The organism is Streptomyces yangpuensis (assembly GCF_024666385.1).
GTDB lineage: Bacteria > Actinomycetota > Actinomycetes > Streptomycetales > Streptomycetaceae > Streptomyces > Streptomyces yangpuensis.
In genome coordinates this window covers 5,843,480-5,869,339 of sequence record NZ_CP102514.1, presented here as the reverse complement: position 1 = coordinate 5,869,339, position 25,860 = coordinate 5,843,480, and the positions used below count along the sequence as shown (strand labels likewise).

General features: G+C 70.8%; 18 protein-coding genes. 10 read left to right on the top strand and 8 right to left on the bottom strand.

What is annotated here, in order from left to right; translation table 11 throughout:
- Positions 1-24 precede the first annotated feature (24 nt).
- Positions 25-1,029 (top strand): DUF4349 domain-containing protein, encoded by a 1,005-nt coding sequence (locus NRK68_RS26725; RefSeq protein ID WP_257856976.1) that lies wholly within the window; start codon positions 25-27, stop codon positions 1,027-1,029.
- Between the two features lie 59 nt (positions 1,030-1,088).
- Positions 1,089-2,471: an FAD-dependent oxidoreductase gene (locus NRK68_RS26720; protein ID WP_183068420.1), complete on the top strand. Its 1,383-nt coding sequence runs from the start codon at positions 1,089-1,091 to the stop codon at positions 2,469-2,471.
- A gap of 64 nt (positions 2,472-2,535) precedes the next feature.
- Here NRK68_RS26720 and hemE read toward each other — a convergent pair whose 3' ends face one another.
- Positions 2,536-3,600 (bottom strand): uroporphyrinogen decarboxylase, encoded by a 1,065-nt coding sequence (hemE, locus tag NRK68_RS26715; RefSeq protein ID WP_183068419.1) that lies wholly within the window; start codon positions 3,598-3,600, stop codon positions 2,536-2,538.
- Positions 3,601-3,691: 91 nt separating this feature from the next.
- On the opposite strand from hemE, the gene NRK68_RS26710 reads away from it, so the two are divergent.
- The 3 genes from NRK68_RS26710 (at position 3,692) to NRK68_RS26700 (ending at position 6,809) form a co-directional block, all read left to right on the top strand.
- A complete protein-coding gene (locus tag NRK68_RS26710) occupies positions 3,692-4,348 on the top strand; it encodes a DUF3000 domain-containing protein (RefSeq protein WP_183068418.1) in 657 nt (218 codons plus the stop codon).
- Between the two features lie 264 nt (positions 4,349-4,612).
- Positions 4,613-5,275, top strand: a complete 663-nt coding sequence (locus NRK68_RS26705) for a helix-turn-helix transcriptional regulator (protein ID WP_007267191.1) — start codon at positions 4,613-4,615, stop codon at positions 5,273-5,275.
- Positions 5,276-5,525: 250 nt separating this feature from the next.
- Positions 5,526-6,809, top strand: coding sequence for an HRDC domain-containing protein (locus NRK68_RS26700; RefSeq protein ID WP_183068417.1), 1,284 nt, complete (start codon positions 5,526-5,528; stop codon positions 6,807-6,809).
- A 39-nt stretch (positions 6,810-6,848) separates the two neighbouring features.
- On the opposite strand, the gene NRK68_RS26695 is transcribed toward NRK68_RS26700, so the two are convergent.
- Entirely contained in the window at positions 6,849-8,042 is a 1,194-nt protein-coding gene (locus tag NRK68_RS26695; RefSeq protein ID WP_183068416.1) for an alpha/beta hydrolase, read from the bottom strand.
- Between the two features lie 331 nt (positions 8,043-8,373).
- On the opposite strand from NRK68_RS26695, the gene NRK68_RS26690 reads away from it, so the two are divergent.
- The 3 genes from NRK68_RS26690 to NRK68_RS26680 all read left to right on the top strand — a co-directional run bounded on the left by NRK68_RS26690 (position 8,374) and on the right by NRK68_RS26680 (position 12,889).
- A complete protein-coding gene (locus tag NRK68_RS26690) occupies positions 8,374-9,600 on the top strand; it encodes a thiolase family protein (protein ID WP_183068415.1) in 1,227 nt (408 codons plus the stop codon).
- Positions 9,597-11,726, top strand: a complete 2,130-nt coding sequence (locus NRK68_RS26685; protein ID WP_183068414.1) for a 3-hydroxyacyl-CoA dehydrogenase NAD-binding domain-containing protein — start codon at positions 9,597-9,599, stop codon at positions 11,724-11,726. The genes NRK68_RS26690 and NRK68_RS26685 overlap by 4 nt, the downstream gene beginning before the upstream one ends.
- A 92-nt stretch (positions 11,727-11,818) precedes the next feature.
- Entirely contained in the window at positions 11,819-12,889 is a 1,071-nt protein-coding gene (locus tag NRK68_RS26680; RefSeq protein WP_183068413.1) for an LCP family protein, read from the top strand.
- A 79-nt stretch (positions 12,890-12,968) separates the two neighbouring features.
- Here the strand turns inward: NRK68_RS26680 and NRK68_RS26675 are convergent, their stop codons facing one another.
- From NRK68_RS26675 to NRK68_RS26650, 6 genes are all read right to left on the bottom strand, one after another.
- Positions 12,969-14,456 (bottom strand): amino acid permease, encoded by a 1,488-nt coding sequence (locus tag NRK68_RS26675; protein ID WP_183068545.1) that lies wholly within the window; start codon positions 14,454-14,456, stop codon positions 12,969-12,971.
- A 130-nt stretch (positions 14,457-14,586) separates the two neighbouring features.
- On the bottom strand, positions 14,587-16,503 hold the full coding sequence (gene dxs, locus NRK68_RS26670) for a 1-deoxy-D-xylulose-5-phosphate synthase (protein ID WP_183068412.1): 1,917 nt from the start codon (positions 16,501-16,503) through the stop codon (positions 14,587-14,589).
- Between the two features lie 263 nt (positions 16,504-16,766).
- The gene (locus NRK68_RS26665) at positions 16,767-18,023 is read right to left on the bottom strand and encodes a sugar ABC transporter permease (protein WP_257857934.1); all 1,257 of its coding nucleotides are present in this window, start codon (positions 18,021-18,023) and stop codon (positions 16,767-16,769) included.
- Positions 18,024-18,076: 53 nt separating this feature from the next.
- The gene (locus tag NRK68_RS26660) at positions 18,077-18,865 is read right to left on the bottom strand and encodes an ATP-binding cassette domain-containing protein (RefSeq protein ID WP_030036503.1); all 789 of its coding nucleotides are present in this window, start codon (positions 18,863-18,865) and stop codon (positions 18,077-18,079) included.
- Positions 18,866-19,025: 160 nt separating this feature from the next.
- A complete protein-coding gene (locus tag NRK68_RS26655; protein WP_183068411.1) occupies positions 19,026-20,138 on the bottom strand; it encodes a sugar ABC transporter substrate-binding protein in 1,113 nt (370 codons plus the stop codon).
- A gap of 117 nt (positions 20,139-20,255) precedes the next feature.
- Positions 20,256-21,470 (bottom strand): ROK family transcriptional regulator, encoded by a 1,215-nt coding sequence (locus NRK68_RS26650; RefSeq protein WP_183068410.1) that lies wholly within the window; start codon positions 21,468-21,470, stop codon positions 20,256-20,258.
- 641 nt (positions 21,471-22,111) lie between these two features.
- On the opposite strand from NRK68_RS26650, the gene mgtA reads away from it, so the two are divergent.
- Together mgtA and NRK68_RS26640 are read left to right on the top strand one after the other, a co-directional pair.
- The gene (mgtA, locus tag NRK68_RS26645; RefSeq protein WP_257856974.1) at positions 22,112-24,886 is read left to right on the top strand and encodes a magnesium-translocating P-type ATPase; all 2,775 of its coding nucleotides are present in this window, start codon (positions 22,112-22,114) and stop codon (positions 24,884-24,886) included.
- 109 nt (positions 24,887-24,995) lie between these two features.
- Entirely contained in the window at positions 24,996-25,859 is an 864-nt protein-coding gene (locus NRK68_RS26640) for a hypothetical protein (RefSeq protein WP_257856973.1), read from the top strand.
- Position 25,860 lies beyond the last annotated feature (1 nt).

Here is a 25,860-nt window from a genome sequence, read left to right as displayed (position 1 = left end):
AGCCGATCACCGGGGGTTCACAGCGTGCGCAGCATCAGCAGACACCGTTCCAGGGCGGCCCTGGCCGCCCTCTCCCTCACCGGGGTACTCGCGCTCACCGGCTGCGGGGCGGACGGGCAGGGTTCCGCGGGCGACAAGGCGGCGGTCGCGCCGCCGGCGGCCGACGGGAAGGCCCGGGAGGGCGCGGCGGGCGCCGCGGCGGCCCCGGCCCCGGCGGGGTCGGCGGGGTCGGCGGGGTCGTCCGCCGCGAAGGACGGGGCGCCGGTCGCGGTCCGGCCGAACGTCATCCGTACGGCGACGCTCGGCATCGAGACGACGGACGTCCAGAAGACCCTGGCGGCGGCACGCACCGCGGCCGACGGCGCGGGCGGCTACGTCGGCAACGAGTCGACCAAGCGCGGCGAGAACGGCCGGATGACCTCGACGGTGACCCTGCGGGTGCCCGGCGAGCGCTACGACTCCGTGCTCGCCGCCATGGAGGGCAGCGGGAAGCTGCTGCACCGCAAGGTCGACGCGCAGGACGTCACCGAGAAGGTCGCCGACATAGGCAGCCGCGTCTCCTCGCAGCAGGCCAGCGTGGCGCGGGTGCGGGAGATGATGGGGAAGGCCTCGGCGCTGAGCGAGGTGGTGATGCTGGAGGGCGAGCTGAGCCGGCGCCAGTCCGACCTGGAGTCGCTGCTGGCGCAGCAGACGGCGCTGAAGGACCAGACGTCGATGGGCACGATCACGCTGGAGGTCTCCGAGCCGGCCCCGGCGGAGGCGGAGGAGAAGGAGAAGGAGAAGGAGCCCACCTTCCTCGGTGCGCTGAGCAGTGGCTGGGAGGTCTTCACGAAGATCCTGCGCTACCTGATGGTGGCGGTGGGCGCGCTGCTGCCGTTCCTGCTGACGGCCTCGGTGGTGGCGCTGCTGGTCCGGGCGTACCGGCGGTGGCGGCCGGCGCGGCCGAAGACGGGGCTGACCCCGAAGCGGGTGGCGGTCCCCGCGCAGCGGGCGGTGGCTGCGGACACCGAGGCCGACGTGCAGGACTGAACGCGCGTTCGCACGTAGCGTGTTCACCATTCGGCGTCGGTGAAGGGGCGGTACGGGCGATGGCGACGGAACGACTGGTGGTGGTCGGGGGCGACGCGGCGGGGATGTCCGCCGCGTCGCAGGCCCGCAGGCTGAGGGGGCCGCAGGAGCTGGAGATCGTCGCCTTCGAGCGCGGCCGGTTCACCTCCTACTCGGCGTGCGGCATCCCGTACTGGGTGGGCGGTCTGGTCGCCGGGCGCGACGAGCTGATCGCCCGCACCCCCGAGGAGCACCGGGCGCGGGACATCGACCTGCGCACCCGCACGGAGGTGGTGGAGCTCGATCTGGCCGGGTCCCGGGTCCGCGCCCGCGATCTGGACGGCGGGTCCGAGGCCTGGACGCACTACGACAAGCTGGTCCTGGCCACGGGCGCCCGGCCGGTGCGTCCGCGCCTGCCCGGCATCGGGGCGCACGGGGTGCACGGCATCCAGACCCTGGACGACGGCCAGCGCCTCATGGACGCGCTGGAGCGGACGCGGGGCCGGCGGGCGGTCGTGGTCGGAGCGGGCTACATCGGCGTGGAGATGGCCGAGGCCCTGGTGCTGCGGGGCTTCGAGGTGACCGTCCTGCACCGGGGCGAGCAGCCGATGTCCACGCTGGATCCCGACATGGGCGGTCTGGTGCACCGTGCGATGAACCGGATGGGGATCGTCACGGTCTCGCGCGCCGAGGTGACGAAGATCCTCACCGACGAGGAGGGCCGGGCCCGCGCGGTGGCCACGGCGAGCGGCGAGGAGTACCCGGCGGACGTGGTCGTGCTCGGCATCGGTGTGGAGCCGCGCACGGCACTGGCCCGCGCCGCCGGCCTTCCGCTCGGCCCCTCGGGCGGGATCCTCACGGACCTGTCGATGCGGGTGCGGGGCCAGGGGAACGTCTGGGCGGGCGGCGACTGCGTGGAGGTCCTCGACCTGGTCGCGGGCCGGACCCGGCACATCCCGCTGGGCACCCACGCCAACAAGCACGGGCAGGTCATCGGCTCGGGCGTGGGCGGCGGCTACGCGACCTTCCCGGGGGTGGTCGGCACGGCGGTCAGCAAGGTCTGCGACCTGGAGATCGCCCGTACGGGGCTGCGCGAGCGCGACGCGCTGGAGGCGGGCCTGCGCTTCGTGACGGCCACCATCACCTCCACCAACACGGCGGGCTACTACCCGGGTGCGGTGGAGATGACGGTGAAGATGCTGGCGGAACGCCGTACGGGCCGGCTCCTCGGCGTACAGATCGTCGGCGGCGGAGGTTCCGCGAAGCGGGTGGACATCGCGGCGGTGGCCCTCACGGCGGGGATGACGGTGGAGCAGGTGGTCTCGCTCGACCTCGGCTACGCCCCGCCGTTCTCCCCGGTCTGGGACCCGGTCCTGGTAGCGGCCCGCAAAGCGGTCTCCGCAGTCCGCGCGGCAGGCGCCTGACCGCTGTTCCGCGCCGTGCGGTGCACGGCGCGGAGCCGGCGGTCGCGGTCCGGTACCCGGGGCCTCAGCGGGCCGTCTTGGTGTGGACGTAGTCCACCAGGCGGGTCAGGGCCTCGGGGTCGGTCGTCGGGAGGACGCCGTGGCCGAGGTTGAAGACGTGGCCCTCCAGGCCGGCGGCCGCCGCGAGGACCTCGTCCGTCCTGGCCTCGACCGCCTCCGTGGTGGAGAAGAGCACGGCCGGGTCCAGGTTGCCCTGGAGCGCCTTGCCGGGGCCGACCCGGCGGGCCGCCTCGTCGAGCGCGACGCGGTAGTCGACGCCCACGACGTCGGCGCCGGCCTCGCCCATCAGGCCGAGGAGCTCGCCCGTGCCCACGCCGAAGTGGATGCGGGGGACCCCGTAGGAGGCGACGGACTGCAGGACCTTGGCCGAGGCGGGCATGACGGAGCGGCGGTAGTCCGCCGGGGCGAGCGCGCCGACCCAGGAGTCGAAGAGCTGCACGGCGGAGGCGCCGGCTTCGATCTGGACCTTCAGGAAGGCGGAGGTGATCTCCGCGAGGCGGTCGAGCAGGTCGGCCCAGAGCTGCGGGTCCCCGTACATGAGGGCCTTGGTGTGCTCGTGGTTCTTCGACGGGCCGCCCTCGACGAGGTAGCTCGCGAGGGTGAAAGGCGCACCGGCGAAGCCGATCAACGGCGTGGAGCCCAGTTCACTCGTGAGCATGCCGATCGCCTCGGTGACGTACGAGACGTCCTCAGGGGTGAGGTCGCGCAGCTGTGCGAGGTCCTCGCGGCGGCGGATCGGCTGGGCGACGACCGGGCCCACGCCCGGCTTGATGTCCAGGTCGACGCCGATGGCCTTGAGCGGGACCACGATGTCGGAGAAGAAGATCGCCGCGTCGACGTTGTGGCGCCGCACCGGCTGCATGGTGATCTCGGTGACCAGGTCGGGCCGCATGCAGGACTCCAGCATCGCGGTGCCCTCGCGGACCTTGCGGTACTCGGGGAGGGAGCGCCCGGCCTGCCGCATGAACCACACCGGCGTGTGCGGTACCGGCTCGCGCCGGCACGCCTTCAGGAAGGCGGAATCGTACGTCTGGCTCGGCTGGCCCTTGGGGCGGTCGTTGGCGCTCACGACCCAAATCTTCGCACGTATGAAGAAGTGCCCGGCCCGGCGCGGGTGTCCCTGCGCCGTACGGCCGCACATACCGCCTAGTCTTCCCCGCATGGCTGCGGCTCAGGGACGATTTTCAGATGGCGCCGACGGTACGGACAGCGCGAAGGAGAGCTCGGTCCCCCTCCCGTTCCGCCGGGCGGTCGAAGGCTTGAAGAAGGCCCGGCTGCGTCCGGGGGTCGAGATCGATCCGACGAAGCCGCCCCAGCGGCTGGCCCCGTACGCCTACGCGCTGGAGGCCGCGGTGGTGGACGGGGAGGACGACCTGGCCGACGGCCGGCTCATCCTGCTCCACGATCCGGCCGGGCACGACGCCTGGCACGGGACCTTCCGTCTGGTGACGCTCGTACGGGCGGAACTGGAGCCCGAGATGGCCGCGGATCCGCTGCTGCCGGAGGTGTGCTGGTCCTGGCTGACGGGGGCCCTGGAGGCGCGCGGGCTGGCCTACGGCGAGGCGAGCGGGACGGTGACCATGGCGAGCTCGCACTACTTCGGCGGGCTCGCGGAGCGGCGGCCGGCGACGCAGATCGAGATCAGGGCCTCGTGGACGCCGCGCGAGGGTGTGGGCGGGGTCCCGGACACCTCCGCGCACCTGTCGGCGTGGTGCGAACTGATCTGCCAGATCGCGGGGCTGCCGCCGGTGGGTCCGACGGACACGGCGACGGGTGTGGTCTCCCTGCCACAGCGCCGCGGTCCGCACCACCCGTAGGCCCGGGGCCGTACGGCGGCCCCGTGAGGGGCATCTCCCGGTGGCAGCCGGGGGCGGAGTGTCACAACGCGGCCTCCGTTGTGGGCTTCTGATCACCCGATGATCGATCGTGCGTCCGAATTGCCCCAATTGTTACTCACCAAATCGTGATCATTCCCTAAAGCCGGGCGGGTGACGTGCCGAAGGAGTCAGTGACCATCCGCACGGTTCGCACCGGCTTCCTTCCCCGAGCCGGCCGTCCCGCCACTCCCCCAGGAGGCCTAGGTGTCCGTTCTTCTCGAGCAGCCCGCAAGCCTGGTCGCCTACCGCCCGAACAAGCCGACGGCCATGGTCGTCGTGGCCGACCCGCGCGTCCGTTCCACCGTGACCCGCCATCTGTGGGCCCTCGGAGTCCGCGACGTGATCGAGGCGTCGTCCATCGCGGAGGCCCGCCCCCGCGTCGGCAGCCCGCGCGACATCTGCGTGGCCGACGTACACCTGCCCGACGGTTCCGGTCTCACCCTGCTCTCCGAGACCCGTGCCGCGGGCTGGCCGAACGGCCTGGCCCTGTCCGCCGCCGACGACATCGGCGCCGTCCGCAACGCCCTCGCGGGCGGGGTGAAGGGCTACGTCGTCACCGGTACGCGCACCAACATCGGGCTCCCCACCCGGCCCGGCGCCGCCCCCATCGGTGCCGCCGCCGCCCGTATGCACCGCCGCCCCCCGGGTGCCCCGAGCCACCCGGGCGGCTACCGCGAGCTCTCCGGCCGCGAGGTCGAGGTCCTGCGCCTCGTCGCGGAGGGCCAGTCCAACAAGGCCATCGGCGTCTCGATGGGCCTGTCCGCCCTGACCGTCAAGTCCCACCTGGCCCGTATCGCCCGCAAGCTGGGCACCGGTGACCGCGCGGGAATGGTCGCCGTGGCGCTGCGCACCGGGATCATCCACTGAGCGCGGGCCGAAGCGCCCGGATAGACATCCGGAGCGCCCGGGCAGCCGCCCGCAACGCCCGGCCGGACACCGGGCCGGACCCCGGGCCGGACACCGGGCCGGACACCGGGCCGGACACCGGGCCGGACACCGGGCCGGACACCCGGACGAACGTCCGGGGCACCCCCGGAAAACACCCCGCGTACTGATCGCGCCCGTCGACGGAACGTTCCGGCGACGGGCGCGTCGTATACACGGATACCCTTGACCGGTGACCGACGCCCAAGAGACCGCAGCAGACCTGCGCACCACCACCGGGGGCGGCCCCCCGGACGACGTCGTTGTTCCGCCCGGTGGGCTGCCGATCCCCCTGCTGGAGCCCCGTGAGGGGATCCCTCCGGTGGTCGCCGACGCGGACGCCCTCGCCGAAGTGGTCGCGGCCTTCGCCGCGGGCACCGGCCCCGTGGCCGTCGACGCCGAACGCGCCTCCGGATACCGCTACGGCCAGCGCGCCTACCTCGTGCAGCTGCGCCGCGAGGGTGCCGGGTCCGCACTGATCGACCCGGTGGGCTGCCCCGACCTGTCCGCGCTGGGCGAGGCCCTCTCCGGCACCGAGTGGATCCTGCACGCCGCCACCCAGGACCTGCCGTGCCTGCGCGAAATAGGCATGGTCCCCACCTCGCTGTTCGACACCGAGCTCGCGGGCCGGCTCGCCGGCTTCCCCCGGGTCGGACTCGGCGCGATGGTCGAGAGCGTTCTCGGCTACGCGCTGGAGAAGGGCCACTCCGCCGTCGACTGGTCCACCCGCCCGCTTCCCGAGCCGTGGCTGCGCTACGCCGCCCTGGACGTGGAGCTGCTGGTGGACCTGCGGGACGCGCTGGAGAAGGAGCTGGACCGGCAGGGCAAGCTGGAGTGGGCCCGGCAGGAGTTCGACGCGATCGCCTCCGCGCCGCCGGCCCCGCCGCGCAAGGACCCGTGGCGCCGTACGTCCGGCATGCACAAGGTGCGCCGCCGCCGGCAGATGGCCGTCGTACGGGAGCTGTGGGAGTCCCGGGACCGGATCGCACAGCGGCGTGACGTGTCGCCGGGCAAGGTGCTGGGCGACGCCGCGATCGTCGAGGCCGCCCTGGCCCTGCCCACGAACGTGCACACCCTCTCGGCGCTGCCCGGCTACGGGCAGCGGATGGGCCGTCGCCAGCTCGACCAGTGGATGGCCGCGGTGGACCGCGCGAAGGCGCTGCCCGAGAGCGAGCTGCCGCAGCCGGGGGCGACCCCGTCCGGCCCGCCCCCGCCGCGTTCCTGGGCCGACAAGGACCCGGCTGCCGCGGCCCGGCTGGCCGCCGCCCGCACCGCCGTCTCGGCGCTGGCGGAGCAGCTGAACCTGCCCCAGGAGAACCTGATCACCCCGGACACCGTGCGCCGCCTGTGCTGGGAGCCCCCGCAGCGGCTCGACCCGGACGCGGTGGCCGGGACCCTGGCGCTGCACGGCGCCCGGCCCTGGCAGATCGAGCAGGTGACCCCGGTCCTGGTCACGGCCCTGGCCGCGACGGCCTGACCGGGCCGCGGCCGACGCCGAGCCGGACCGGCGGGGTCCTCACTCCTGCGAAGTGAGGACCCCGTCCTCGTCCCGGTAGAAGCTCCCGCCCTTCTCGCCGAACACCTTGCCGTTCTTGAGCCATTGCTCCGACATGGCGTGGAGGTGGGTCGCCGCCCGCTCCCAGACGATCTGGTGACCCGCGCAGGCGAGCCGGAACATCAGCTTCTTCTTCCCTGGGATCAACCGGTACAGCTCGGGCACCGAGAAGTACAGCAGCCCCAGGTCCGGCGCCGTGTTCACGATGGAGTCGTGCTCCCCGTACACGAGGCAGACGGGCACCGTCTGGCCGAGGACGTTGTGCAGCGGCACGGTCGTGGAGTTCCACCCCCACCAGTACGAGTTCCGCACCCTGACGAACCCTGTCGGTGCTCCGGGCGTCGGACCGCCCCACGTGGCACCGAGCGCGTCGACGTCCTGGATCGCCTTCCACACCTCGTCGAGCACACCGTTCTCACGCTGGTCCGGACACTTCAGGTCCCTGGCCCACGACGCCGCGAGCCCGTTCTTCGAGGTGACGGACATCGGGTAGCCGAAGGCCGCCGCCGGGGTGCCCACCGGCATGTCCACCGGCGCGCCGAAGTCGGTGTTCTCCTTGCTGGCCCTTCCGTTGGGCGGGAAGATCGGCGCCGCCAGAAAGAGGCTCTTGACCTTGTCGGCGTGCTGGATCGTGTACGGCCCGAGCTGCTGCGCGGCCGCGGACCAGCCGATCAGGTCGATCTTGGCCGTGGGCTCGCCGATCTCCTTGCGGATGTACTCGACGACCGTGTCGACCTCGTCCCAGTCGCTCTGGGAGTTGTTCAGCTGGTGGGGGTACTTCGCGGGGGTGTCCGGGGTCGGCAGGTCGGCCGGGGGGATCGGGTTGGGCGAGAGCAGCGGGCGCTGCACGGGGCTGACGTTGAGCGGTTCGTCCATCACCGCCGGATGGGCCGACAGGCCGGACCCCTGGAGCTCCATCACGAAGACGTCGTAGCCCGCCCTGGCGAGTTGCTCGGCCCAGCTGTAGTTCTTGTTCGGGGGGTCGAAGCCCGCCACGGCCGGGACGCTGCGGCCGTGCAGCATCAGGACGGGCTTGCGCGGGCCGGTCACGGGCCTGCGCTCCCGTACGAAGAGCTTGACGATCTGCCCGTCGTTGACCGGGATGCTGGACCTGTGGTCGACGTAATGGTCCTTGGAGGTTGTCTGGAACGCCATCGATGGCTCCGTTTTCGCCGGTGGGTCCCGGGCGGGCGCCCGGGCCGCCCCAGCGTTCGCCCGGGCCCGGGCCCGATGCCACCGACGTGACCGGGCCGGCGCGTCCGGCGACCCGTACGAGTGCGCCCCGCATGCCGATCGGCCGGGCGCACTACGGGGGCGCGAGGGGCTCACGGCATCGTCCGGCGGTGTGACCTTCGCCGCTCCTCGGGGAGGGGGTGTGCACATTGGTTACCCGCAAGTAGCATGGTCGGGTGAGCGGGCGCTCAGCAACGTATGCCGAATGCGCCCCCGCGCAGCAGTGCCATCCCGCACCTGGAGGAGAGCCAACGTGCCTCGTACCGTCAGGGACGTCGTCTTCGTCGACGGCGTCCGCACCCCGTTCGGCAAGGCGGGCCCGAAGGGCATCTACAACGAGACCCGCGCCGACGATCTCGTCGTGAAGGCGATCCGGGAGCTGCTGCGCCGCAACCCGGACCTGGACCCCAAGAAGATCGACGAGGTCGCCATCGCCGCGACCACGCAGATCGGCGACCAGGGCCTGACGCTGGGCCGCACGGCCGGCATTCTCGCGGGCCTCCCGCAGTCCGTCCCGGGCTACTCCATCGACCGCATGTGCGCCGGCGCGCTGACCGCCGTGACCGCCGTCGCGGGCGGTGTGGCCTTCGGTGCGTACGACGTCGCCCTCGCCGGCGGTGTCGAGCACATGGGCCGTCACCCCATGGGCGAGGGCGTGGACCCGAACCCGCGCTTCGTCTCCGAGAAGCTGGTCGACGAGTCCGCCCTGTTCATGGGCATGACCGCCGAGAACCTGCACGACCGGTACCCGACGATCACCAAGCTCCGCGCCGACGAGTACGCCGTGCGCTCGCAGGAGAAGGCCGCCAAGGCGTACGCCGACGGCAAGATCCAGCAGGACCTGGTCCCGATCTCGGTGCGCAACACCAACGAGGCCGCGGGCGAGACGGGCTGGGGCCTGGTCACCACCGACGAGCCGATGCGCCCGGGCACCACGCTGGAGAACCTGGCGAACCTGAAGACCCCGTTCCGTACGCACGGCCGGGTCACCGCGGGCAACGCCGCCGGTCTCAACGACGGTGCCACCGCCGCGATCATCGCGTCCGAGGACTTCGCCCGCGAGAACAACCTCCCGGTCAAGATGCGCCTCGTCTCGTACTCCTTCGCGGGTGTCGAGCCGGAGGTCATGGGCTACGGCCCGATCCCGGCCACCGAGAAGGCCCTGGCCCAGGCCGGTCTGACGATCGAGGACATCGGTCTCTTCGAGATCAACGAGGCCTTCGCGGTCCAGGTGCTCGCCTTCCTGGAGCACTACGGCATCGCCGACGACGACGCCCGGGTGAACCAGTACGGCGGCGCCATCGCCTTCGGTCACCCGCTGGCCTCCTCCGGCGTGCGTCTGATGACGCAGCTGGCCCGCCAGTTCGAGGAGCAGCCGCACGTCCGCTACGGCCTGACGACCATGTGCGTCGGTTTCGGCATGGGCGCCACGGTCATCTGGGAGAACCCGAACTTCAACGCCGAGGGAGACTCCAAGTGAGCACCACCGCTGAGCTCCTGAAGGGTGCGGCCGAGCTGTTCCCGGACGAGGTCGTCACGTCCGCGCACGTCCGCCACCTGGACCTGCCGTTCGGCGCCGGGCGCTTCGCGCTCATCACGCTGGACAACGGCTTCGACCACACCAAGCCGACCACCTTCGGCCCGCAGTCCCTCGCCAACCTGAACGCGGCGATCGACCAGGTCGAGCAGGAGGCCGCCGCCGGCACCATCGTCGGTGCGGGCATCACCGGCAAGCCGTTCATCTTCGCGGTCGGCGCCGACCTCAAGGGCGTCGAGCTGCTCAAGAAGCACGACGAGGCGCTCGCCATCGGCAAGGGCGGCCACGACGTCTTCAAGCGCCTGTCCGCGCTGGCCGTCCCCACCTTCGCGTACTACAACGGCGCGGCGATGGGCGGCGGCGTCGAGGTCGGTCTGCACTGCAGCTACCGCACCGTCTCGAAGGCCATCCCGGCCTTCTCGCTGCCCGAGGTCTTCCTCGGCCTGGTCCCCGGCTGGGGCGGCTGCGCCATCCTGCCGAACCTGATCGGCGCCGAGCGCGCGGTCTCGGTCATCATCGAGAACTCGCTGAACCAGAACCGGCAGCTGAAGGGCAAGCAGGTCTTCGAGCTCGGCATCGCCGACGCGATCTTCGAGGGCGCGGACTTCCTGGAGCAGTCGCTCCTGTGGACCGCGAACGTCCTGAACGGCACCACCGAGGTCGTCCGTCCGGAGATCGACCGCGGCGAGGCCTGGGACGCGGCCGTCGCCAAGGGCCGCTTCATCGCGGACTCCAAGGTGCACGGCGCCGCTCCGGCCGCCTACCGCGCGCTGGACATCATCGCCGCGGCCAAGGACGGCGACCTGCAGGCGGGCTTCGACGCCGAGGACACGGCCCTGGCCGACCTCATCATGGGCGGCGAACTGCGCTCCGGCATCTATGCCTTCAACCTGGTCCAGAAGCGCGCCAAGCGCCCGGCCGGGGCCCCGGACAAGTCCCTGGCCCGTCCGGTCACCAAGGTCGGCGTCGTCGGCGCGGGCCTGATGGCCTCGCAGCTGGCGCTGCTGTTCCTGCGCCGCCTGGAGGTGCCGGTGGTCCTCACCGACATCGACCAGGAGCGCGTGGACAAGGGTGTGGGCTACGTCCACGCCGAGATCCAGAAGCTGCTCGGCAAGGGCCGGATCAACCAGGACAAGGCCAACCGCCTGACCGCCCTGGTGACCGGTGTCCTGGACAAGGCCGAGGGCTTCGCGGACGCGGACTTCATCATCGAGGCCGTGTTCGAGGAGATGTCCGTCAAGCAGAAGGTGTTCGCGGAGGTCGAGGCGGTCGCCCCGGCGCACGCGATCCTCGCCACCAACACCTCCTCGCTGTCGGTGTCGGAGATGGCCTCCAAGCTCCAGCACCCGGAGCGCGTGGTCGGCTTCCACTTCTTCAACCCGGTCGCGATCCTCCCGCTGCTGGAGATCGTCCGCGGTGAGCAGACCGACGACGCCTCGCTGGCCACGGCCTTCGGTGTCGCCAAGAAGCTGAAGAAGACCGCGGTCCTCACCAAGGACGCCCCGGCGTTCGTCGTGAACCGCATCCTGACCCGCTTCATGGGCGAGATCCAGAACGTCATCGACGAGGGCACCCCGGTCGTCACGGCGGAGAAGGCCATCGAGCCGCTCGGCCTGCCGATGTCCCCGCTGGTGCTGCTGGAACTCGTGGGCCCGGCGATCGGCCTGCACGTCTCCGAGACCCTGAACCGCTCCTTCCCGGAGCGCTTCACCGTCTCCCCGAACCTCAAGCGCGTGGTCGAGGCGGGCAAGCGCGGCTTCTACGTCTATGACTCCGGCAAGCCGGAGCTGGACCCTGAGGTCGCCGCGCTGCTGGTCCAGGGCGACTCCGTCCTGACCGAGGAGCAGGTCCGGCTGCGCGTCCTGGACGCGGTGGCGCAGGAGATCGGTCTGATGCTGGAGGAGGGTGTCGTGGCCGAGGCCCAGGACATCGACCTCTGCCTCATCACCGGTGCCGGCTGGCCCTTCCACCTGGGCGGCATCACGCCGTACCTGGACCGTGAGGGCGTCTCGGAGCGAGTGAACGGCAAGAAGTTCCTCGCCCCCGGCATCGCGAGCGTCCCGGCCTAGATCCGGGTCGCCGACGGCTGTTCGAAGGCCGGGCCCGCCTCCCACGGGGGGCGGGCTTCGGCCGTTCGAATACCTGTCTAAGATTCACCCCCATGACGGAAACGCACGCGCCGGAAACGCACGCGACGGACACGCACGCGCGGCCCAGGCGCCGCCGACGCCGCATTCTGCGGATCACCCTGCTGCTGGTCGCCGTGCTGATCCTGGGCGCCGCCGGAGCCGGCTGGTGGACGTACAGCCACCTCAACGGCAACATCGACAGCGTCGACCTGGACCAGGCGATCGGTGACAACCGGCCGGCCAAGGTGGTCGCGAACGCGCAGAACATCCTGGTGCTCGGCTCCGACTCGCGGGCGGGGGCCAACGGCGACCTCGACCACGGCTCCGTCAGCGGCGCCCGCTCGGACACCGCGATGCTGGTGCACATACCCGAGGGCCGGGCCAGGGCCACCGCGGTGAGCATCCCCCGCGACACCCTGATCACCCGGCCCGAGTGCAAGGACCGCGACGGCAAGGCCGTGCCGTCCGCGAAGCGGGTCATGTTCAACTCCGTCTACTCGCTGGCCGGTCCGGCCTGCGTCGTCAACACGGTCGAGCAGATGTCCGGTGTCCGCGTGGACCACTTCGTCGAGGTGGATTTCGCGGGCTTCAAGGGCCTGGTGGACGCCCTGGGCGGGGTCACCGTCACTCTGGACAAGCCGATGAGCGGCGCCAAGGGCGGCCTGAAGCTCGACGCGGGCACGCACCGGCTCAACGGCGCCGACTCGCTCAAGTTCGTCCGTACCCGGTACGGCTACGGAGACGGCAGCGACCTCGGACGCATCGGCCTGCAGCAGCAGTTCATGCTGGCCATGCTGGCGGAGATCAAGAAGCAGGACGTCCTCGGCAACCCGGCGCGGCTCTACAAGCTCGCCGACGCCGGCACCAAGTCACTGACCACGGACTCCGATCTGGCCTCGCTCACCGCGCTGTCCGACTTCGCGCAGAGCATGAAGGGCGTGAACCCGGAGACGATGGAGACCATCATGCTGCCGGTCGCCTACGACAAGGTGGACCCGAACCGCGTGGTCGTGGCCGAGCCGCAGGCCACCCAGCTGTGGGACGCCCTGCGCAAGGACGAGAAGGTCCCCGCCTCCGCGAAGGACTCCCCCGCCAAGGGCTGACGGGGCACCGCGCACACGGAGCCGGCCGTACGGGTGTCCCCGTACGGCCGGCTCCGGCGTTCGCGCGGCCGGGGTCTTCTCAGTACTTGGCGTCCGCGCCGACCTGGCCGAGACGGCTGTTGCGGCGTCCGTAGACGAAGTAGACGATGACGCCGATGACCATCCAGATGCCGAAGCGCAGCCAGGTCTCGGCCGGCAGGTTGAGCATCAGCCAGAACGAGGCGGCGATCGACAGGATCGGGACGAACGGCACCCACGGGGTGCGGAAGGCCCGGTGCAGGTCGGGGCGGGTCTTGCGGAGGATGATGACACCGAGGGCGACCACCACGAAGGCGAACAGGGTGCCGATGTTGACCAGTTCCGCGAGGCTCTCCAGGCTGGTGAAGCCCGCGACGACCGCGATGATGACGCCGAGCAGGATCGTCGCCCGGTAGGGGGTGCGGTACTTCGGGTGGGTCACGGAGAACACCCGGGGCAGCAGTCCGTCGCGGCTCATGGCGAAGAACACGCGGGTCTGGCCGAGCAGCAGGATCATGCAGACGGTGATCAGGCCCACGGACGCGCCGAGGCTGATGGCGCCCGAGAAGAACGGCTGGTTCACCGATTTGAAGGCCTCGGCGAGGGGCGCGGTGGCCGACATCTCCGAGTACTTCTGCATGCCTGTGACCACGAGGGTCACCGCGACGTAGAGCACGGTGCAGATGAGCAGCGAGCCCAGGATGCCGCGCGGCATGTCCCGCTGGGGGTTCTTGGTCTCCTCGGCCGCCGTCGCCACGACGTCGAAGCCGATGAAGGCGAAGAAGATGAGCGAGGCCGCCGTGAAGATGCCCATCACACCGAAGTTGGTGGGCTCGTAGCCGAAGAGCACTTGCACCAGGGGCGAGTGCCAGCCGCTGACGCCCGCGGCCTGTGGCTCGGCCGGCGGGATGAACGGCGAGTAGTTGTCGGCCTTGATGAAGAACAGGCCCGCGATGATGACCAGCAGCACGACGGTCACCTTGATGGCGACGACGACCGCGGTGATCCGCGCGGAGAGCTTCGTCCCGACGACCAGGATCCACGTCAGCGCCAGGACCAGCAGGAAGGCCAGCAGGTCGAAGTGGCCGCCGGCATCGGGGCCGGACAGGGACGTCGGCAGGGTCCAGCCGAGGTTGGTGTCCATGAGGTGGCGCACGTAGCCGGACCAGCCGACCGCGACCACCGCGGTGCCGAGCGCGAACTCGAGCACCAGGTCCCAGCCGATGATCCAGGCGGGCAGCTCGCCGATGGAGGCGTAACTGAAGGTGTACGCCGATCCGGCCACCGGCACGGTGGACGCGAACTCGGCGTAGCAGAGCGCCGCGAGGGCGCAGACGATGCCCGCGGCCACGAAGGCGAGGGCGGTGGCGGGTCCGGCGTTGTTCCGGGCCGCGATGCCCGTGAGGACGAAGATGCCGGTGCCGATGATGACACCGACACCGAACACCGTCAGGTCCCAGGCGGAGAGCGACTTCCGGAGCGCGTGTTCCGGCTCCTCCGTGTCGCGGATGGACTGCTCCACCGTCTTGGTGCGGAAGGGGCTGTTCATATCCCTACTCACCGACGCACCTCCGAACAGGTGTCGACGCACGCGAACGGGCCGGGAGGCCCACTCCTCAAGAGTGATCTCCCGGCCCGTGACGTGCAACCGCGCGGCGATCTAGTACCCGCCGTCCGTGTCAGTCGACGGTGGCCGCCGGCTCGCTGTCGTAGCGGCCGTCCAGTTTGGCCACCAGGCCCGTGACCTGCCGGGCGATGTCCGGAGCGGTCAGCCCGATCTCGGCCATGACCTCCTTGCGGGAGGCGTGGTCGAGGAAGCGCTGCGGGATGCCGAAGTCGCGCAGGGGTACGTCCACCCCCGCGTCCCGCAGAGCCTGCGAGACGGCGGAGCCCACGCCGCCGGCGCGGCCGTTGTCCTCGACGGTGACGACCACGCGGTGCCGGTCCGCGAGCGGGGCCAGGGCCTCGTCCACGGGCTTGACCCAGCGCGGGTCGACGACGGTCGTGGAGATGCCCTGCTTGTCGAGCAGGTCGGCGATCTCCAGGCACATCGGGGCGAGCGCACCGACCGAGACGAGCAGGACGTCCGGCCGGGTGACCTCGGCGCCCGGGGCGCGCAGGACGTCCATGCCGCCGATCCGGCCGACGGCCGGGACGGCCGGGCCGACGACGCCCTTGGAGAAGCGGACCACGGTCGGGGCGTCCTTGACCTCGACGGCCTCGCGCAGCTGGGAGCGCAGCTGCTCGGCGTCGCGCGGTGCGGCGAGGCGCAGGCCCGGGACGACCTGGAGGATGGACATGTCCCACATGCCGTTGTGGGAGGCGCCGTCGTCTCCGGTGACACCGGCGCGGTCCAGGACGAAGGTGACCCCGCACTTGTGGAGGGCCACGTCCATCAGGACCTGGTCGAAGGCGCGGTTGAGGAAGGTCGCGTACACCGCGAAGACGGGGTGGACGCCGCCGGTGGCCAGGCCCGCCGCGGAGGTGGCGCCGTGCTGCTCGGCGATGCCCACGTCGTAGATGCGGTCCGGGAAGGCCTCGGCGAACTTGTTGAGGCCGACCGGGTGGAGCATGGCCGCGGTGATGCCGACGATGTCCTCGCGCTCGTGGCCGATCTTGACCATCTCGTCGGCGAAGACGGAGGTCCAGCTGGCGGCGGCGGTCTTGACCGGCAGGCCGGTGTCGGGGTGGATCACGCCGACCGCGTGGAAGCGGTCCGCCTCGTGCTCCAGGGCCGGGGTGTAGCCGCGGCCCTTCTGGGTGAGGCAGTGCACGATGACGGGCCCGCTGAAGCGCTTGGCGCGCTGCAGGGCGGACTCCAGTGCCTCGATGTCGTGGCCGTCGATGGGCCCGATGTACTTGAGCCCGAGGTCCTCGAACATGCCCTGCGGGGCGATGAAGTCCTTGAGGCCCTTCTTGGCGCCGTGCAGGGTCTCGAAGAGCGGCTTGCCGACGACCGGGGTGCGCTCCAGGATCTCCTTGCCGCGGGCGAGGAAGCGCTCGTAGCCGTCGGTGGTGCGCAGGGTGGCCAGGTGGTTGGCGAGGCCTCCGATGGTGGGGCCGTAGGAGCGCTCGTTGTCGTTGACGACGATGACCAGCGGGCGGTCCTTGGCGGCGGCGATGTTGTTCAGCGCCTCCCAGGCCATGCCGCCGGTCAGCGCGCCGTCGCCGATGACGGCGGCGACGTGGTGGTCCTCGCGGCCCAGCACCTCGTTGGCCTTGGCGAGGCCGTCGGCCCAGCCGAGCACGGTGGAGGCGTGCGAGTTCTCGATCACGTCGTGCTCGGACTCGGCGCGCGAGGGGTAGCCGGACAGGCCGGTCCTGGTGCGCAGCCCGGCGAAGTCCTGGCGGCCCGTGAGCAGCTTGTGGACGTAGGCCTGGTGGCCGGTGTCGAAGAGGACCTTGTCCTTGGGCGAGTCGAAGACCCGGTGCAGGGCGATCGTCAGTTCGACCACCCCGAGGTTGGGGCCGAGGTGCCCGCCGGTCTTGGAGACGGCGTCGACGAGGAAGGACCTGATCTCGGCCGCGAGCTGTTCGAGCTCCTCCTGGCTGAGCCGGTCCAGATCGCGCGGTCCCTTGATGCGGGGCAGCAGCACCCGTGCCTCCTTGCAGTTGCTTGCTGGTCTGTCGAGTCTAATGTTCCGTCTCCGCGCGCGGTCATCGGGCCGTCCCGGAGCGGTCACACCTTTGTCATACATGTACGCCCGACCGGGCGGCCACACCTCGCATACGGGCGTATACCCGCACACGAGTACCCCGCACATGGACGCACCGATGCCCGGCACCACGGAAAGTGGCGCCGGGCACTGTGACCGGTGTTACCGCCGGAGGCGGCTCCGGCGGGCCGTCGGACGCGCGGTCAGGCGCGTCCGGCCGACTTCTGGGTCTTGCGGGTGACCGAGTCGATCACCACGGTGGCCAGCAGCACCGCGCCGGTGATCATGTACTGGATCGGCGTCGCGATGCCTTCCAGGGCCAGACCGTACTGGATCGAGACGATGACCATGACGCCGAGGAGGGCGTTCCAGGTCCGGCCCCGGCCGCCGAAGAGGCTGGTGCCGCCGATGACGGCCGCCGCGATCACGTTCATCAGCAGGTCGCCGGCACCGGCGCTCTGGTTGGCCGCCGCGATCTTGGAGGCCCAGAACAGGCCGCCGATGGCGGCGAAGGTGCTGGAGATCGCGAAGACCGTGACCCGGATCCGGGTGACGTTGATGCCCGCACGGCGGGAGGCCTCGACGCTGCCACCCAGTGCGAAAACGTTTCGCCCGAAGGTCGTGCGGCGCAGCAGGAAGTCCGTGACGACCAGGGCCAACAGGAAGAGCACCACCGCGAGCGGCAGGCCCTTGTACTGGTTGAACAGCACGGCCGGGCCGAAGGTGCACAGGGCGAGCAGGCCGGTGCGCAGCAGGATCTCGGCGAGCGGCCGGGAGGGCATCCCGGCGGCCTCGCGGCGCCTCGCGTCGAAGAAGGCCGAGAGGAAGTAGCCGGCCACCGCGACCGCGGCCAGCCCGTAGGCGACGGCCACGTCCGAGAAGAAGTACGTGGTCAGCTGGCCGACCACGCCGTCGGAGTCGATGTTGATCGTGCCGTTGCTGCCGAGGATCTGCAGCATCGCGCCGAGCCAGAAGAGCAGGCCGGACAGGGTGACGGCGAAGGCCGGGGCGCCCACCTTGGCGAAGAAGAAGCCGTGGATGGAGCCGATCAGGGCGCCTCCGACGACGGCCGCGAGGATGGCCAGCCATTCGTTCACGCCGTGGGTGACGGCGAGGACGGCGACGATGGCGCCCGAGACACCGCTGACCGAGCCGACCGAGAGGTCGATCTCGCCGAGCAGCAGCACGAAGATGATGCCGATGGCGATCATGCCCGTGCCGGTCATGGTGATCGCGATGTTGGTGAGGTTCTCCGGGGTGAGGAAGTTCGAGTTCAGCCCCTGGAAGATGGACCAGATGACGATCAGGCCGATGACGACCGGGAGGGAGCCCAGATCGCCGGCCTTCATCTTGCGCTTGAACTCGCCCACGTAACCGGCGAGGCCCTCTTCCCTGACGAGCAGGCGGGGGTCCACGGCCGGGATCGCGTCGTGCGCGGCCGCCGGGTTGACCGGGTCGATGTGCTCCTGCTGGTCGACGGTGCCCTTGGGACCGGTGGCAGGGTTCGGGGTGCTCACTTGCCGGCCTCCGAGGTGCGGGCCGCCCGGCGGGTCACGGCGTTGTCCGTGGCACCGGTGATGGCGGAGATGATCTCTTCCTGCGAGGTGTCGGCGACGTTGAAGACACCGTTGTTGCGGCCCAGCCGCAGGACCGCCACCTTGTCGGCGACGGCCTTCACATCGGCCATGTTGTGGCTGATGAGGATGACGGCGTGGCCGCGCTCGCGCAGCCGCTCCACCAGGTCGAGCACCTGAGCGGTCTGCTCGACGCCGAGGGCGGCGGTGGGCTCGTCGAGGATGACGAGCTGGGGCTCGCCCAGCATGGAACGGGCGATCGCCACGGTCTGACGCTGACCGCCCGACAGCGAGGCGATGGGGATCCGGACACTGGGGATCCGGATGGACAGCGTGGTCAGGAGCTCGCGGGCGCGCCGCTCCATCTCCACCTCGTCGAGGACACCGAACTTCTTGAGCTCGCGGCCGAGGAACAGGTTGCCGACGACATCGATGTTGTCGCACAGCGCCAGGTCCTGGTAGACCGTCGCGATGCCCAGGTTCTGGGCGTCGTGGGGCTTGCCGATGGAAACCGGGCGCCCCTCCCACTCGATGACTCCGTCATCGATGGGGTGCACGCCGGCGATCGTCTTGACCAGCGTGGACTTGCCGGCACCGTTGTCGCCGACCAGGGCGACCACTTCACCGGAGTGGATCTCGAGTTCTACGTCGGTCAGAGCCTGAACGGCGCCGAACCGCTTCGAGACCCCTCGCAACGCCAGCACGGGCGCAGCGGACACATGAACCATCTCCTTCGCCGCCTGACCGGCGGGGATGTCGTGCAGAAGAGCAGGAGCGGGGCGAATGGGGGAACGTTTCTGCCCGGCGCCCCGCCGGGTGGCGGGGAGAGGAGGGGCGGGGCGCCGGTCAGGTACGTGGGGCCGCCTCGTGGGGAGGCGGCAGGGGCCGCTACTTCAGGCCGATGGCGGCGCAGGCGGCCGCGTACTTCTCGGTGCAGATCTCGTCGACCGTGTAGACGCCGTCCTTGACGACGGTGTCCTTGATGTTGGCCTTGGTCAGCGAGACGACCGGGATCAGGACGGCCGCGACGCCCTTGGTGGTGGGGCTGTCGACCGTGGAGGTGCTGCCTTCGGCCTTCCCGCCCTTGGCGAGGGCGACGGCCATCTTGGCGGCGGCCTCGGCCTCGGGGGCGTACGGCTTGTAGACGCTCATGAACTGCTCGCCCGCGACGATCCGCTGCACACCGGCGAGTTCGGCGTCCTGGCCGGTGACCGGCGGCAGGGGGGAGACGCCGGCGGCCTTGAGGGCGGTGATGATGCCGCCGGCCATGCCGTCGTTGGCGGAGTAGACGCCGATGACCTTGTCCTTGCCGAGCGCGGAGAGCGCGGCCGCCATGTTGGTGTTGGCGTTCTCCGGCTTCCACTCGACGGTGTCGTACTCCTTGCCGACGTTCACCTTGCCGTCGAGCTCGGAGTGCGCGCCGGACTTGAAGAGCTTGGCGTTCGGGTCGGTGACCGAACCGTTCATCATGACGATCTGGCCGTCCTTGGCCTTGTCGCCCAGCGCCTCCAGCAGCGCCTTGCCCTGGACCTTGCCGACCTCTTCGTTGTCGAAGGAGGTGTAGGCGTCGATCGGGCCCTCGGCCAGACGGTCGTAGGCCACGACCGGGATGCCGGCGTCCTTGGCCTTCTTGACCGAGCCGGCGATGGCCTTGGAGTCCACCGCGTCGATGATCAGGACGTCCACCTTGTTGGTGATCATCGTGTCGACCTGGGAGTTCTGCGTGGTCGCGTCCTGCTTGGCGTTGGCGTAGACGACCTCGCCCTTGCCGCCGGTGAGCTCGGCGACCTTCTTCTCGATGAGCGGCTTGTCGAACTTCTCGTAACGCGCGGTCTGGTTCTCCGGCAGGAGCAGACCGACCTTGATCGCGTCACCCTTGGCCGCGCCGGACGACTCCTTCGTCTTGTCGCCGGCCTCCTTGGCACTGCCACAGGCGGCGAGGGAAACGGCCATGGCGCCGGCGGCAACGGCTACGGCGGCTCTGCGCATACGCGTGTTCATTACTTGAACCTCCCTGACGAGGCCGCTACGCCGCGGCCGAGGTGGATGTGAGTCAACCCCGGCCGCGTTTTGCCGTCAAGGAGTGAATTCTTAACGAGATGACAACGGTGCCATTCGTTATCTACCTGAAGGCAAGACGGCTGGAGCTCGCACTCCACCTCCATGATCTGACAAAAGCGTCGAATCGCCCATCTCGCTCAGCACGAGCGCCAGTGCGCCCAGCACCTCGGCCCGTCCGCCCAGGGACCCCGTGAGCACCGACAACTGCCGGGCCGCGCTGGGGATCGCGTACCTCCCCACTGATTCACGGATGGGCGCCAGGACGAGTTCACCGGCCTCCGCCAGCGAGCCGCCCAGCACCACCCGGCTCGGGTTCAGCAGGTTGCACAGGCTGGCCACTCCGCTGCCGATGTGACGGCCGACGTCGGTGATCACCCGACGGCAGCCGGGGTCCCCGTCGCGGGCCAGTTCGACCACCCGCTCCATCGTCAACTCCGGCCCGTGCGTGCCCTGGAGCAGTGGCAGGACGTACCGGGCCGCGGCGAAGGTCTCCAGGCAGCCGCGGTTCCCGCAGCGGCAGACCGGGCCCGATTCGTCGAGCGTGATGTGCCCGATCTCGCCCGCCGTGCCGCCCGGGCCGCGGTAGATCTGGCCGTTGATCACCAGGCCGGCGCCGACGCCGCTGGCCACCTTGATGTAGGCCAGGTCCTTCACTCCCCGGCCACTCCCCCAAACGAGTTCACCGAGGGCGCCGAGGTTCGCGTCGTTGTCCACGTAGACGGGCACGCCGAGGCGCTGGGAGAGTTCCTGGCGCGGATTGATCCCCGCCCAGCCCGGCAGGATCGCGGTCGAGCCCAGGGTCCCGGACTCCACGTCGATCGGGCCGGGGACGCCGAGACCGACGCCGATCACCTTGTCCAGGCCGACTCCTATGCCCTCGATCAGGCGTCCGACCAGGGCTTCCGCCCGGTCGAAGCCGTCCGCCCAGGAGGCGTCGACGTCCAGCGGTTCGGTCTCCTCGGCGAGGACCTGGTGGGCGAGGTTGCCGACGGCCACCCGCAGGTGGGTGTGGCCGAAGTCGACGCCGATCACGATGCCCGCGTCACCGCTGAGCGACACGCTCCGCGCCCGCCGGCCGCCGGCCGAGGTGTCGGTGACCTCGACGGTCCCGCTTTCCTTCAGCTCCCGGACGATGTTGGAGACCGTGGCCGCCGACAGTCCGGTGGTACGGGCGATCTCCGCCTGGGTCAGCGACCCCGCGAGCCGCACCGCCCGTACGACCCGTTCGAGATTCGCGCGGTGCAGTGACGACTGCGATCCGGGAGTCTGCACGACTCATCCACTCCTGCCCATAAGCGACGGCCAGCCGTCGCCCCCCGGCCGGGACACCTCGCGGCTACGCGCTCCGAGACCCCGGCGTCTCTCCAACTTGTGAACCTTAAGTCGAGCCTTTGCGCATCCGCACGTCAAGAGGCTGACACGACACGAAACGGGCCTACCGGCCGAAAGGGGGAGGGAGCGGCCCAGTGGATCGTGTTACGGTCGCTGAGGCGCCGGTCCTCTGCGGCCCTTCCGGCCGGACCGGGCGCCTGCCATGTCAGCGCGACGCGAGGAGGTGTTCGGGATGAGTCCCGATCGAAGTCTTCGCAGCGCTCTCTCCGGCTGATCCGCCGAACGGCTGACCCGCCGACCTCTGCATGAGTGCGCACGGCAGCGGTCCGCCGCACGCCCGTGCGCGGCTGCGCTCCTTTCGCGTGCCTTGCGCGTGCGTTGCGCGTTCCTCTCGCGCTCCTCTCGCGTCTTCTCTCACCTTCCCTCCCTGCCGCATGACCGGGCGGCTCCGTCCGGCGTGCGTCATCCCTGTCCGTCGGCGTACGCGACGGCCCGCGCGGCCGCCGCACGCCGTCCCCCGATCACTCCGCGTGACCGTGCGGCTCCGTGCTGCCCGGGAACCGCGGAGGGAGGTATGTGCCATGACCATGCTCACCCCCCGTACCCCGGCCGAGCTCGCGCCGCCGGGCCGCTCCCGCCGCGAGCGCAGGGCCGCCGGGCTGGAGTCCCGTACCCGGCTCGTGGGCGAGCGCCTCGCCGGGCTCAGCGCCGCCCCGGGCGTCCGGGCGCTGCAGTCCGTGGACGCGTCCCCGGGCGGCCTCACCCGCGCCGAGGCCGCGCTGCGCCTGGAGCGCCACGGCCCGAACGCCGTCGCCCAGGAGCGTGCCCCGCGCTGGTACGTCCAGCTCGCGAAGGCCTTCCGGAATCCCTTCATCGCCGTCCTGGTCCTCCTGGCCGCCGTCATGTACTGGCAGGACCCCGCCGACCCCGGTGTGGTCATCCTCTCCGTGATGGTCGGGATCAGCGGGCTGCTGCGCTTCTGGCAGGAGTTCCGCTCGGGCCGCGCCGCCGACGCGCTGGCCCAGCTCGTCACCACGACCTGCGCGGTCCAGCGCCGGGCGGGCAGCGGTTCCCTTCCCACCACCCTCGAGGTGCCCATGGACCAGGTGGTCCCCGGCGACGTGGTCAAGCTGGCCGCCGGCGACCTGATCCCGGCCGACCTGCGGCTGCTCACGGCGAAGGACCTGATGATCAGCCAGGCCGCGCTCACCGGCGAGTCGCTGCCGGTGGCCAAGGCCGACACCCGTGTTCAGGACCTGGGCCAGCAGGTCACCACGGACCCGGTCGAGGCCGACAACCTGGCCCTGATGGGCACCTCGGTCACCTCCGGCACCGCCACCGGGGTCGTCGTCGCCACCGGCTCCGACACCTGGTTCGGCTCGATGGCCGGCGCCCTGGTCGGCGAGCGCCCGCAGACCAGCTTCGACGCCGGTGTGCGCAAGGTCAGCTTCCTGCTGATCCGCTTCATGCTGGTCATGGTCCCCGTCGTCTTCATGATCAACGGGCTGACCAAGGGCGACTGGGACGAGGCCTTCCTCTTCGGCATCGCCGTGGCCGTGGGCCTGACCCCCGAGATGCTCCCGATGGTGGTCTCGGCCAACCTCGCCCGCGGCGCGGTCGCCATGGCCAGGCGCAAGGTGGTCGTCAAGCGGCTGGACGCGATCCAGAACCTGGGCGCGATGGACGTTCTCTGCACGGACAAGACCGGCACCCTCACCGAGGACCGGATCGTCCTGGACCGCTACCTGGACGTGCACGGCAACGAGGACGGCGAGGTCCTGGAGTACGGCTACCTCAACGCCCACTTCCAGACCGGCCTGCGGAACCTGATGGACCGGGCGGTCATCGACCGCGTGGGCGAGGCCGAGGAGGTTGTCGTCGACACACGGTTCTCCATGGTCGACGAGATCCCCTTCGACTTCGCCCGGCGCCGGATGTCCGTGGTCCTGGCCCGCAACCCGCTCGTGGGCGGCTCCGGGGACGCCGGGCCCGTCGAACAGGCCGAACACGTCGAACACGTCGAACACAGCGAACACGTCGAACACGTCATGATCACCAAGGGTGCGGTGGAGGAGGTCCTGGCTCTCTGCACGCACATGACCGACCGCGGCGAGAGGGTGGAGCTGACCGAGCAGCTGCGGTGGCACGTCACCCGGATCGCCGAGGACAACAACCGGCGGGGTCTGCGGGTGCTCGCCGTCGCCACCCGCACGATCACCGACCCCCGCGACACCTACGGCGTCGCCGACGAGGACCGGCTGACCCTGGTCGGCTTCCTCGCCTTCCTCGACCCGCCGAAGGCCGACGCCGCCCGGGCCCTGGAGGCGCTCGCCGACAAGGGCATCACGGTGAAGGTCGTCACCGGTGACAACGAGCTCGTCGCCGCCCGGGTCTGCGCGGACGTCGGCATCGACGTGGGCACCGTGGTCCTCGGCCCCGCGACCGACGCCCTCGACGACGCAGAACTGCGCGCGCTGGCCGCCCGTACGACGGTCTTCGCCAAGGTCAACCCGGTCCAGAAGGCCAGGATCGTCCGGGCGCTGCGGGCCGACGGGCACACCGTCGGCTTCCTCGGCGACGGCATCAACGACGCGGCCGCGCTGCGCGACGCGGACGTCGGCATCTCCGTGGACACCGCCGTCGACATCGCAAGGGAGTCCGCTGACATCATCCTGCTGGAGAAGGACCTCACCGTCCTGGAGCAGGGCGTCCTCCAGGGCCGGACCACCTTCGGCAACACGATCAAGTACATCAAGATGACGGCGTCGTCGAACTTCGGCAACGTCTTCTCGGTGCTGGTCGCGAGCGCCTTCATCCCCTTCCAGCCGATGCTCGCGATCATGCTGCTGGTCCAGAACCTGGTCTACGACATCGCGCAGCTGGCGACCCCGTGGGACCGGATGGACGAGGAGTACCTGCGCAAGCCCCGCAACTGGGACGCCAAGGGCATCGGCCGCTTCATGGTCACCGTCGGCCCGATCAGCTCGATCTTCGACATCGCGATGTTCCTGATCATGTGGCACGTGTTCGCGGCCGACAGCACGGCGGACCAGTCCCTCTTCCAGTCCGGCTGGTTCGTCGAGGGCCTGCTCTCGCAGACCCTGATCGTCCACATGATCCGCACCCGGAAGATCCCCTTCCTCCAGTCCCGCGCCTCCTGGCCGGTGATGGTGACGACCGTCCTCGCGGTGCTGACCGGGCTCTGGCTGCCCTTCTCGCCGCTGGCCTCCTCGCTGGGCTTCGTCGCCCTGCCGGCGGGCTACTTCCCGTGGCTGATCGGCGTGCTGCTCGCCTACTGCACGCTCACCCAGCTCGTGAAGACCTGGTACATCCGCCGCTTCGGTACGTGGCTGTAGCCGGAGGCAGAATGAATTGAACACGTTCAGCCCGGCTGGCACTATGGATCCGTGACATCGCCGGCCGGGCGGACGTGTCCGTCCGCCCTGCCATCAAGGGGGGTTGAGCATGCGTCAGAAACGGTCGTACGGCCGCGTGCTGGTGGTCTCGACGCTGGTGGGATGTCTGGAGGTCGCGCTGACGGCGGTGGTGGTCCTCGTGTACGTGCGGACGCAGCCGCCGCCGGACACGCCCCCCGACTGGGCCGCCATCGGGGGGAGCCTGATCGCCCTCACGCCGCTCGTCGGCTTCGTCTCGTTCCTGCTGACGCTGGTCTTCGTGCTGCCGGCGGTCGCGCTCGTCGACCTCCTCTCCCGGGGGCTCGGCGGGCGTACGGCCTGGTGGGCGGCGCCGCCGGCGGTGGCGGCCCTGCTGGCGGCGCCCGTCCTGGTCTTCGCGACGTACAACGACGCCCGGACGGGGGACACGCTGGTCTTCTGGGCGTCTGCCACGGCCTCCCTCTCCCTCGGCGTGGTGTCCGCCCTCCCCCGGGGCGACGGGCTGCTGCGGCGGGTGGCGCTGTGGGGCACGGCGGTGGTGGCGGGGACGGGCGTGCTCGGCGCGCTCGGGCTCGCCGTCGGCCTGCTGCCCGCGTACGAGCCGCCGCGGATCGGGCCCGAGACCATGACCGGCAGCTGGTTCGACCACACGGGCAACACCCTGGTCTTCACCCCGGACGGCCGGGTCACCGCCTCCGGCGTCGGCGGGCGCAGCGCCGTCGATTATCCCGGCAATGCGGCGCCGAGCTGTTCGGGCTCCGGGACCTGGGTCTACGAGGGCGGCCGGGACGTCTGGACGCAGAAGGTCCACGTAGACATCCCGGGGTGCGCCTGGCCCGCCTGGAACGTCGGCGGCACCGCCGGGGAGCCCCGGCTCCAGCAGGAGATCGGCGGCCCCGGCTCCGGGCGGCTGTACAAGCTGAGGAAGGCCTAAG

Coding starts and splice junctions, on each gene's coding strand:
- NRK68_RS26640 (WP_257856973.1), top strand. CDS start 24,996: ATGCGTCAGAAACGGTCGTACGGCCGCGTGCTGGTGGTCTCGACGCTG.
- NRK68_RS26660 (WP_030036503.1), bottom strand. CDS start 18,865: ATGGTTCATGTGTCCGCTGCGCCCGTGCTGGCGTTGCGAGGGGTCTCG.
- NRK68_RS26695 (WP_183068416.1), bottom strand. CDS start 8,042: ATGGCGTTCCAGACAACCTCCAAGGACCATTACGTCGACCACAGGTCC.
- NRK68_RS26675 (WP_183068545.1), bottom strand. CDS start 14,456: ATGAACAGCCCCTTCCGCACCAAGACGGTGGAGCAGTCCATCCGCGAC.
- mgtA (WP_257856974.1), top strand. CDS start 22,112: ATGACCATGCTCACCCCCCGTACCCCGGCCGAGCTCGCGCCGCCGGGC.
- NRK68_RS26710 (WP_183068418.1), top strand. CDS start 3,692: ATGGCTGCGGCTCAGGGACGATTTTCAGATGGCGCCGACGGTACGGAC.
- NRK68_RS26680 (WP_183068413.1), top strand. CDS start 11,819: ATGACGGAAACGCACGCGCCGGAAACGCACGCGACGGACACGCACGCG.
- NRK68_RS26720 (WP_183068420.1), top strand. CDS start 1,089: ATGGCGACGGAACGACTGGTGGTGGTCGGGGGCGACGCGGCGGGGATG.
- NRK68_RS26655 (WP_183068411.1), bottom strand. CDS start 20,138: ATGAACACGCGTATGCGCAGAGCCGCCGTAGCCGTTGCCGCCGGCGCC.